Annotated in this window: 10 protein-coding genes; 9 read left to right on the top strand and 1 reads right to left on the bottom strand. The window is 69.7% G+C overall.

Annotated elements, in window-relative coordinates; translation table 11 throughout:
• The first annotated feature begins 164 nt into the window (after positions 1–164).
• Genes ABDW35_RS25735 through ABDW35_RS25720 form a run of 4 tightly spaced genes read left to right on the top strand, consistent with a single transcriptional unit; the run spans position 165 to position 4793 of the window.
• On the top strand, positions 165–1145 hold the full coding sequence (locus tag ABDW35_RS25735) for an ABC transporter ATP-binding protein (RefSeq protein ID WP_343716713.1): 981 nt from the start codon (positions 165–167) through the stop codon (positions 1143–1145).
• On the top strand, positions 1142–2122 hold the full coding sequence (locus ABDW35_RS25730) for an ABC transporter ATP-binding protein (RefSeq protein ID WP_343716712.1): 981 nt from the start codon (positions 1142–1144) through the stop codon (positions 2120–2122). The genes ABDW35_RS25735 and ABDW35_RS25730 overlap by 4 nt, the downstream gene beginning before the upstream one ends.
• A 26-nt stretch (positions 2123–2148) precedes the next feature.
• Positions 2149–3663 carry an ABC transporter substrate-binding protein gene (locus tag ABDW35_RS25725; protein WP_343716711.1) on the top strand — a complete coding sequence of 505 codons (1515 nt, stop codon included), beginning with the start codon at positions 2149–2151 and terminating at the stop codon, positions 3661–3663.
• Positions 3664–3674: 11 nt separating this feature from the next.
• Positions 3675–4793 carry an FAD-dependent oxidoreductase gene (locus tag ABDW35_RS25720; RefSeq protein WP_343716710.1) on the top strand — a complete coding sequence of 373 codons (1119 nt, stop codon included), beginning with the start codon at positions 3675–3677 and terminating at the stop codon, positions 4791–4793.
• A 76-nt stretch (positions 4794–4869) separates the two neighbouring features.
• Here the strand turns inward: ABDW35_RS25720 and ABDW35_RS25715 are convergent, their stop codons facing one another.
• Entirely contained in the window at positions 4870–5430 is a 561-nt protein-coding gene (locus ABDW35_RS25715) for a flavin reductase family protein (RefSeq protein ID WP_343716709.1), read from the bottom strand.
• 119 nt (positions 5431–5549) lie between these two features.
• Between ABDW35_RS25715 and ABDW35_RS25710 the strand changes: the two genes are divergently transcribed.
• The 5 genes from ABDW35_RS25710 to tatC all read left to right on the top strand — a co-directional run bounded on the left by ABDW35_RS25710 (position 5550) and on the right by tatC (position 8764).
• A complete protein-coding gene (locus ABDW35_RS25710; RefSeq protein ID WP_343716708.1) occupies positions 5550–6353 on the top strand; it encodes a ScpA family protein in 804 nt (267 codons plus the stop codon).
• Positions 6350–6958, top strand: coding sequence for an SMC-Scp complex subunit ScpB (gene scpB, locus ABDW35_RS25705; RefSeq protein ID WP_343716707.1), 609 nt, complete (start codon positions 6350–6352; stop codon positions 6956–6958). The genes ABDW35_RS25710 and scpB overlap by 4 nt, the downstream gene beginning before the upstream one ends.
• Positions 6959–7094: 136 nt before the next feature.
• A complete protein-coding gene (gene tatA / locus ABDW35_RS25700) occupies positions 7095–7325 on the top strand; it encodes a twin-arginine translocase TatA/TatE family subunit (protein WP_343716714.1) in 231 nt (76 codons plus the stop codon).
• A 62-nt stretch (positions 7326–7387) separates the two neighbouring features.
• A complete protein-coding gene (gene tatB, locus ABDW35_RS25695) occupies positions 7388–7930 on the top strand; it encodes a Sec-independent protein translocase protein TatB (RefSeq protein ID WP_343716706.1) in 543 nt (180 codons plus the stop codon).
• Between the two features lie 3 nt (positions 7931–7933).
• Complete coding sequence (tatC, locus tag ABDW35_RS25690) at positions 7934–8764, top strand: twin-arginine translocase subunit TatC (RefSeq protein WP_343716705.1); 831 nt, start codon at positions 7934–7936, stop codon at positions 8762–8764.
• Positions 8765–8835: the final 71 nt, after the last annotated feature.

Here is an 8835-nt window from a genome sequence, read left to right as displayed (position 1 = left end):
GTGCAGCCGCCGGCGGCGGAGTGGGGCATCATGGTGGCGGAAAGCCAGAACTTCATCATCCGCGCCTGGTGGATCGCCGCCTTCCCGGGCGTGGCGTTGGCGGTGATCGCGCTCGGCTTCAGCCTGCTCGGCGACGGCCTCGGCGAATGGCTCGGGGTGAAGGAATGAGCACGCCGCTGCTGGACGTCCGCGACCTGTCGGTGGCCCTGAGCCGGACGGGGGAGGTGGAGACGACCATCGTCGACCGCGTCTCCTTTGCGCTGGAGGCGGGGCAGGTGATGGGGCTGGTGGGTGAGAGCGGGTCGGGCAAGAGCGTCTCCTGCCGGGCGCTGATCGGTCTGCTGCCGGGGGGCCTGCGCATCTCCGGCGGGTCGGTGCTGCTGAAGGGCCGCGACCTGGCGGCGTTGAAGCCGGAGGATCTGCGCCGGGTGCGGGGGCGCGAGATCGGCATGATCTTTCAGAACCCGTCCAGCCATCTCGACCCGGTGATGCGGATCGGCGACCAGATCGCCGAGGGCATCCGCCTGCATCGCGGCGCCTCGAAGCGCGAGGCGCGCTCGGCCGCTGTCGACCTGCTGCGTCAGGTCGGCATCCCGGACCCGGAGCGGCGGGCGGGGGGCTACCCGCACGAATTCTCCGGCGGCATGCGGCAGCGGGCGATGATCGCGACCGCCCTGGCCTGCGACCCGGAGGTGCTGATCGCCGACGAGCCGACGACGGCGCTGGACGTCACGGTGCAGGCCCAGATCCTGCGGCTGCTGCTGGACCTGCGCGACCGGCGCGGCCTGGCCATCATCCTGATCACCCACGATCTCGGCGTGGTGGCGCAGAGCTGCGACCGCGTCGCCGTGATGTATGGCGGCACGCTGTGCGAGGCCGGCGGCAAGCGGGCGGTGCTGGCGGCGCCGCGCCACCCCTATACGGCGCGGCTGATCGCCTGCCAGCCCTCCCATGGCGACGGCGGCCATCTGCTGCCCTTCATCCCCGGCCAGCCGCCGGCCTTGGCCGACCTGCCGTCCGGCTGCCGTTTCCACCCGCGCTGCGACCGCGCCTTCGACCGCTGCATGGCGGCGCGGCCGGAGCCGTCCTGGCCGGAGCCGGGGCATATGGCCGCCTGCCACCGGGCGCTGGGGGACGCGGCATGACTCTCCTCGACGTCCAGGACCTGGAGGTCCATTTCCGCACCGGCGGCCCGAAGCTGCCGGGACAGCCATCGCGGCTGGTTCGGGCGGTCAACGGCGTCTCCTTCACCCTGGCGCCGGGCGAGGCGCTGGGGCTGGTCGGCGAATCCGGCTGCGGCAAGAGCACGCTGGGCCGCGCCATCCTGCGGCTGGGCGAGATCACCGGCGGCGCCATCCGTTTCGGCGGCGGCATCGCCGAAGGCGGCCGCGCCGGCCTGGCCCGGCTGCGCCGCGAGACGGCGATGATCTTCCAGGACCCGTACAACGCGTTGAATCCCCGCATGGCGGTGGGAGAGGCGATCGCCGAGGTGCTGCGGGTCCACCGCAAGGTGCCGCGCGACCGCGTGCCGGCCAGGATGGCGGAGCTGCTGACGCTGGTCGGCCTCGGGCCCGAGCATGCGTCCCGCCGCCCGGCCGAGCTGTCCGGTGGCCAGTGCCAGCGCGTCGGCATCGCCCGGGCGCTGGCGGTCGAGCCAAAGCTGATCATCGCCGATGAATGCGTCGCGGCCCTCGACGTCTCGATCCAGGCGCAGATCATCAACCTGCTGATCGAGCTGAAGGCCCGGATGAACCTGGCCCTGATCTTCATCGCCCACGACCTGGCTGTGGTGCGGCGGCTGTGCGACCGGGTGGCGGTGATGTATCTCGGCCGGATCGTGGAGGAGGGGGCGGCCGAGGCGGTGTTCGCCGCGCCGCAGCACCCCTACACCCGGGCGCTGATCCGCGCGATCCCGGAGATCGACCCCGACCGCACACTGCCGGCGGACCTCTTGGGCGGCGAGCCGCCGAGCCCGCTGGACCTGCCGCCGGGCTGCGCCTTCCATCCGCGCTGCGCCTTCGCCATGCCGGAGTGCCGGGCCGGGGCGCCGCCGGCGCTGCGGCCGGTCGAAGGGCGCTTCACCGCCTGCCATCTCTATCCCGCAATCCCCGCCCGCAGCTGAGGCGGGGCAACAACCGGAGGCTCACGATGAAACGGAAACATCTCGGCATCGTCACGGCGGCGTTCCTCGCGGCGCTGGTCGCCGGCGGCGCCGCGGCGGAGGCAGCGGGCGTGCTGACCATCGGCCGGCGCGAGGACGGCACCACCTTCGACCCGATCAAGACCTCGCAGAATGTCGACTACTGGGTGTTTTCGAACGTCTATGACGTGCTGGTGCGGGTCAGCAAGGACGGCACCAAGCTGGTCCCCGGCCTGGCCGAAAGCTGGACCATCTCCGACGACGGCACCGTCTACACGCTGAAGCTGCGCGACGCGAAATTCTCCGACGGCAGCCCGGTCACCGCCGGCGACGCCGCCTTCTCGCTGCTGCGGGCGCGCGACAATCCGGGATCGCTGATCGCCGACAACTACAAGGTGATCAAGACGGCGGAGGCGAAGGACGACCACACGCTGGTGATCACGCTGAACCAGCCGGCGACGCCGTTCCTGGCCAGCCTGGCGCTGCCGGGCGTGGCGGTGCTGCCGCAGAAGATCGTGACCGCGATGGGCGAGGACGCCTTCGCCGAGAAGCCGATCGGCTCGGGCGCCTTCACCATGGAGGAGTGGAGCCGCGGCAACAAGGTGGTGCTGAAGAAGAACCCGAATTTCTGGGAGGCCGACAAGGTCAGCCTCGACGGCGTCGAATGGATCTCGGTGCCCGACGACAACACCCGCATGCTGAAGGTCCAGGCGGGCGAGCTCGACACTGCCATCTTCGTGCCCTTCGCCAAGGTGGCGGAGCTGGAGAAGGACCCGAACCTGATGATGCACAAGGACCCCTCGACCCGCGAGGACCACCTGCTGATCAACCATTCGCACCCGCCGCTGGACAAGCTGGAGGTGCGCGAGGCGATCGACTACGCCATCGACAAGAAGGTGATCGTCGACACCGTCACCTTCGGCATCGGCTCGGTCGCCAACTCCTACATCCCGAAGGGCGCGCTATACCACACCGACGACAACGGCGCCCGGCCCTATGATCCGGAGAAGGCGAAGGCGCTGCTGGCGAAGGCGGGCGCCGGCCCGATCACGCTGACCTATCTGGTGCAGACCGGCGATACGGTGGACGAGCAGGTGTCGGTGCTGATCCAGCAGCAGCTGGCCAAGGTCGGCATCACCGTCAACCTGCAGAAGGTCGATCCAAGCCAGAGCTGGGACATGGAGGTGGCGGGCGACTACGACCTGGCGATGAACTACTGGACCAACGACATCATCGACCCGGACCAGAAGACCACCTTCGTCCTCGGCTACGACGCCAACCTGAACTACTACACCCGCTACAAGAACGACGCTGTGGTGGCGCTGGTCGCCAAGGCGCGGGTCGAGACCGATCCGGCCAAGCGCGAAGCGATGTATGTCGACCTGCAGAAGATGGCCAAGGCCGACGTCAACTGGATCGACCTGTATTACAGCCCGTACCTGACCGTGTCCCGCAAGACCATCGAAGGCTTCGGCCAGACCCCGCTGGGCCGGTTCTACCTCGAGGACGTCAAGAAGAACTGAGGACCGTCGGAATGGCTTCCATCATCGTGATCGGCGCGGGCGTCATCGGCGCCTCGGTGGCGTACCGCCTGGCCCAGGCTGGCCTGACACAGGGCGGCGCGTCGGTCACGGTGCTGGAGGCGACGCGGATCGGCGCTGGCACCTCCGGCACCAGCTTCGCCTGGGTCAACTCGCACGGGAAGACGCCGCGGGCCTATCACGACCTCAACGTCGCCGGGATGAAGGCGCATGCGGCGCTGCGCGAGGAGTTCGCGGCGACGCCCTGGCTGCACCTGAACGGCAGCCTGGAATGGACCGACGAGGCGGGGCAGGCGGCGCAGCGGGAGCGGTTCGAGCGGCTGCAAGGCTGGGGCTATGCCGCCGAAAGGATCTCCCCGGCCCGGCTGCGCGAACTGGCACCGGACATCGACCCGGCGGCCGTGGGCGACGCGCCGGTCGCCTGGTTCCCGGAGGAGGGCTGGGTCGATCCGATCGTGTACGCCCAGGCCATGCTCGCCGCGGCCGGCCGCCTCGGCGCGCAAGTGGAGATCGGCGCCCGCGTGGCGCGGGTTGAGCTGCGCTCCGGCCAAGTCACGGGTGTAACCCTGGCGGACGGCCGGACGCTGGGCGTGGACCTGGTCGTCAACTGCACCGGCCGCTGGGCCGACGATGCCGGGCTCGACCCGGCGCTGCGGGTTCCGCTGGCGCCGACCGCGGGGCTGCTGGCCTTCACCCCGCCGGTCGCGGTCGGGCTCGAGCGCTTGCTGAAGGCGCCGGGCTGCGACATCCGGCCGGACGGCGCCGGTCGCCTGCTGGTCTGCCGCAATGACGACGAGCGTGACCCGGCCACGGCGCCAAGGCCGAACCCCGATCTGGTGGAGATGCGCGAGCTGGTCCGCAAGGCGCAGGCGATCCTTCCCGGCATGGGGCCGGTGGAACCCGAGGCAGTGCGCCTGGGCATCCGCGCCATTCCGAAGGACGGCTATTCCGCCGTCGGGCCGCTGCCGCAGGTGGAGGGCTACTACGCCGTAGTGACCCACAGCGGCGTCACCCTGGCCGCCTTCCTCGGTGGTGCGGTGGCCGACGAGCTGCTGCGCGGCGCCATTCGGCCAGAGCTGGCGACGTTCCGGCCTGCGCGGTTCTTCGGCTAACCTTCGCTGGGATCCGTCATCCGCGATCCGCCAGATTGAGGCGTGGGCGGCCGGGAGACTCAATTCACGATCGACCCTACAGCATACCCGGCCGGAATAGCGACTTCCGGTCCACCACCCCACCGGCGGTGATGAAGACCCCGTCGCCGGTGTAATGCAGCGTCTTCGGATGCTTCGGCACCGAGGCGACATGCGCCTTCACCACCTCGAAGATGAAGAAGTTGTAGCGGTCGACCAACGCATCGTCGTGTAGCCGGCATTCGAAGCTGGCATGGCATTCGCGGATCAATGGCGCCTGCACCTCCTGCGCTGGCTCGGCGGTCAGTCCGAACTCGCGGAACTTGTCGACCTCCGCGCCGGACGTGTTGCCGATTCCAACCACCGTGTCGGTCAGGGCCGTGGTCGGCAGGTTGATCACGCATTCGCCGCTGTCGTGGATCATCCGGTGGCTGTGGTTGCCGCCGGAGATCATGCAGCCGACCAGAGACGGCGAGAACTCCAGCATCGTGTGCCAGCCCAGGGTCATGATGTTGGTCTTGTCCCGCCGGCGCGACGACACCAGCACGATTGGCCCCGGCTCCAAGTAGCGCCGCACCTGGTGGACGGGAAAATCGGTCTTCTTGTGCTGCCTCGCCATCCGAGTCTCCGCTTCGCTGTTCCAGGAAGCTGGAGTCGCTTCGCCTCGCGAAAAGGCCGGGGCGGCCGGATGTCGCGATCGAGGTTGCTTCGCCGCGCCGGGGCAGCGAAAATCGGGCGATGCTGGAAGACTGGTCGAAGGCCGATGCGCCGCCGGTGACGAGCCGGGAGGACGCCGCCTTCATTCTGAAATTCGAATCCTATGAGGGGCCGATCGACCTGCTGCTCGAGCAGGCGCGCGAGCAGAAGGTCGACCTGACCCAGATCTCCATCCTGGCGCTGGCCGACCAGTACCTCGCCTTCGTCGAGCGGGCGCGGCGGCTGTCGCTGGAGCTGGCGGCGCATTACCTGGTGATGGCGGCCTGGCTGGCCTATCTCAAGTCGCGCCTGCTGCTGCCGGCGCCGCCGGGGGACGACGAGCCGAGCGGCGCCGAACTGGCCGAGGCCCTGGCCTTCCAGCTGCGCCGGCTGAACGCGATGCGCGAGGCCGGTCAGGCGCTGATGGCGCGGCCGCAACTGGGCCACGACCTGTTCCCCCGCGGCGCGGCGGAGGAGGACGAGGCGACGCCGACCCCGGTCTGGGCCGTGTCGCTCTATGACCTGCTCAAGGCCTATGCCGAACACTGGCGGGCCAAGGCGGCGGCCGAGGGCAGCCTGCGCATCGAGGCCTCGGTGCTGTTCTCACCGGAGCAGGCACTGGAGCGGATGGAGGCGATGCTCGGCCGCTTCCCCAATTGGACCACGCTGGCCGCCTTCCTGCCGCCGATGACTGGCAGCCCGCTGGTGCGGCGCTCAGCGCTCGCCTCCACCTTCGTCGCCACGCTGGAACTGGCCAAATCCGGCCGGCTCGCGATCCGCCAGGACGGGCCGTTCGGCCCGATCTGGCTCAAGGCCCAGGCTTCCCAGACCGTCACCGAAGAATGACTGAGCCCCTCAAAGCCCTGCGCCTCGTCGAGGCCATGCTGTTTGCGTCGGCGGTCCCCCTGACCGAGGCGGCGATCGCCGAGCGCCTGCCGGACGGTGCCGATGTGCCGGAGCTGATCGACGCGCTGGTCGAGCAGTACCGCCACCGCGGCGTCACCCTGATGCCGGTGGCCGGCGGCTGGGCCTTCCGCACCGCGCTCGATCTGGCGCCGCTGCTGCGCGACGCCGGCCATGTCGTCCGCCGCCTGACCCGCGCGGCGCTGGAGACGCTGGCGATCATCGCCTACCACCAGCCGGTGACCCGGCCGGAGATCGAGGCGGTGCGCGGCGTCGCCGTGGCCAAGGGCACGCTCGACACCCTGCTGGAGGCCGGCTGGATCGCCCCCGGCCGCCGCCGCCAGGCGCCCGGTCGGCCGCTGACCTGGGTCACCACCCAGGCCTTCCTCGATCATTTCGGCCTGGGCGGGCTGGAGGACCTGCCGAGCGTCGAGGAGCTGAAGGCGTCGGGCCTGCTCGACACCCGCCCGGCCATGGCCGTGCTGCCCGGCGGCACCCTGTCCGGCGAGGACGGGCCGGAGCGGCCGGAGGACGAGGACAGGGAGTAGCGGACCCGGCCGGAACGGCCGCTTTCGCCGTCGCCGGAGGCGCGGATTTCCGCGCTGTTTCGCCCCGCCCGCCGCCATTGCGGCGGCGGGGCCTTTCTGCGATGATCCGGCCGCCTTGGGGCTGGAGGATGAGTTTATGGGTGGTTTGAGTATTTGGCACTGGTTGATCGTCCTGGTCGTCGTGCTCCTGATCTTCGGGAACCGGCTGCCGCGGGCGATGGGCGACCTGGCCAAGGGGATCAAGAACTTCAAGTCCGGCCTGTCGGACGATCCCAAGAGCGATGGGACGGAAGACCGCCCGGCCGTGCCGCCGCCCGCGGGCACCGAAGCCGGCAGTCCGAACCGGACGACCGCCGACCGCCAATAGTCCCCTCGGGGGAACCGGAACCGCGCCCCGTCTCCGGAGGCGGGGCGTGATGGACGAATGTGATGTTCGGTTTCGACTGGTCGGAGTTGATGATCATCGTGGTCGTGGCACTCATCGTGCTCGGCCCGAAGGATCTGCCGCGGGCCCTCTATCAGCTGGGCAAGTGGACGCGCCATGCCCGCCGCATCACCAGCGAGTTCCAGCGCCATGTCGACGACATCGTGCGCCAGGCCGAGTTGGAGGAGGTGCGCAAGACCGTCCAGGATGCGGCCAAGACGATGGATGTGCGCGGCCAGGTGGCAGAGCACGTGAACACCGTGCTGGACCCGGTCAAGGACATCAAGCAGGCCTTCGACAAGGCGGCCCCGGGCGCCACGCCGTTGGCCGAGCCGGACAAGGCCGCCGTCAACGGGGCGGCGGCAGCTGAGCCGCAGCCGGTCGAGGGGCCGCAGCCTACAGCACCTGAGGCTCCGGCCGCGCCCGCCGCTGTCGCCGACGCCGCGCCGGTCGCCCCGCATGCGTCCCCGGCCGCCGCTCCCGTGGCACCGGCGGCAGCAGCCCCCGCGGCCGTCCCGGCCGCCACCCCGACCGACCGCGCGAGCTGATCCATGGCGCCCTCCGACAAGGAGATCGACGACAAGCAGATGCCCCTGATGGACCATCTGCTGGAGCTGCGCACCCGGCTGATCTATTCCGTGGTCGCGATCCTGGTCGGGTTCTTCATCTGCTACCACTTCGCGGAATCGATCTACCTGTTCCTGACGCAGCCGCTGGCCAACGCGCTGCCGCCGGGTCAGCCCAAGTCGATGATCTACACCGCGCTGACAGAGGTGTTCTTCACCTACATCAAGATCGGCTTCTGGGGCGGCTTCTGCCTGGCTTTCCCGGTTGTGGCCAGCCAGCTGTGGATGTTCGTCGCGCCCGGCCTGTACAGGAACGAGCGCAACGCCTTCCTGCCGTTCCTGCTGTTCAGCCCCTTCATGTTCGTGCTGGGCGCGGCCTTCGTGTACTATTTCGTGTTCCCGCTGGCCTGGAAGTTCTTCCTGTCCTTCCAGGTGCTGGGGCCCGATGTCGGCAGCGGCCTCGAGATCAAGCTCGATGCCAAGGTGTCGGACTATCTCGACTTGGTGATGCGCCTGCTGCTGGCCTTCGGCATCGCCTTCCAGCTGCCGGTGCTGCTGACGCTGCTGGTGCGCGTCGGCATCCTCAGCGTCGCGACGCTGAAGAGCAAGCGGCGCTACGCCATCGTCATCGTCTTCATCGTCGCCGCGGTGCTGACCCCGCCGGACGCGATCAGCCAGGTGGCGCTGGCCGTGCCGATGCTGCTGCTCTACGAGATCGCGATCTTCATCGGCGGCCTGATCGAGCGCGACCGCGCCAAGCGGGATGCGGAGGCCGAGGCGGAAGACTCCCGTTCCGGCGACGGCACGGCGGCGTAGCCCGGCTCAGGCCCGCGCCGCATACTCCGCGATCAGGCGATCATAGTCCTCGACCGGCGGGAAGCCCTCAT

Origin of the sequence: Inquilinus sp. (assembly GCF_039594555.1) — a bacterium.
In the GTDB taxonomy this organism is placed as follows: domain Bacteria; phylum Pseudomonadota; class Alphaproteobacteria; order DSM-16000; family Inquilinaceae; genus Inquilinus.
The sequence above is the reverse complement of the archived record's forward strand: the minus strand, read 5'-3'. Positions and strand labels throughout refer to the sequence as shown.

Bases quoted from the DNA above. Each gene is read 5' to 3' on its own strand.
- ABDW35_RS25730 (WP_343716712.1), top strand. From the start codon at position 1,142: ATGACTCTCCTCGACGTCCAGGACCTGGAGGTCCATTTCCGCACCGGC.
- tatC (WP_343716705.1), top strand. From the start codon at position 7,934: ATGGCGCCCTCCGACAAGGAGATCGACGACAAGCAGATGCCCCTGATG.
- tatA (WP_343716714.1), top strand. From the start codon at position 7,095: ATGGGTGGTTTGAGTATTTGGCACTGGTTGATCGTCCTGGTCGTCGTG.
- ABDW35_RS25715 (WP_343716709.1), bottom strand. From the start codon at position 5,430: ATGGCGAGGCAGCACAAGAAGACCGATTTTCCCGTCCACCAGGTGCGG.
- ABDW35_RS25735 (WP_343716713.1), top strand. From the start codon at position 165: ATGAGCACGCCGCTGCTGGACGTCCGCGACCTGTCGGTGGCCCTGAGC.
- tatB (WP_343716706.1), top strand. From the start codon at position 7,388: ATGTTCGGTTTCGACTGGTCGGAGTTGATGATCATCGTGGTCGTGGCA.
- ABDW35_RS25725 (WP_343716711.1), top strand. From the start codon at position 2,149: ATGAAACGGAAACATCTCGGCATCGTCACGGCGGCGTTCCTCGCGGCG.
- ABDW35_RS25720 (WP_343716710.1), top strand. From the start codon at position 3,675: ATGGCTTCCATCATCGTGATCGGCGCGGGCGTCATCGGCGCCTCGGTG.
- scpB (WP_343716707.1), top strand. From the start codon at position 6,350: ATGACTGAGCCCCTCAAAGCCCTGCGCCTCGTCGAGGCCATGCTGTTT.
- ABDW35_RS25710 (WP_343716708.1), top strand. From the start codon at position 5,550: ATGCTGGAAGACTGGTCGAAGGCCGATGCGCCGCCGGTGACGAGCCGG.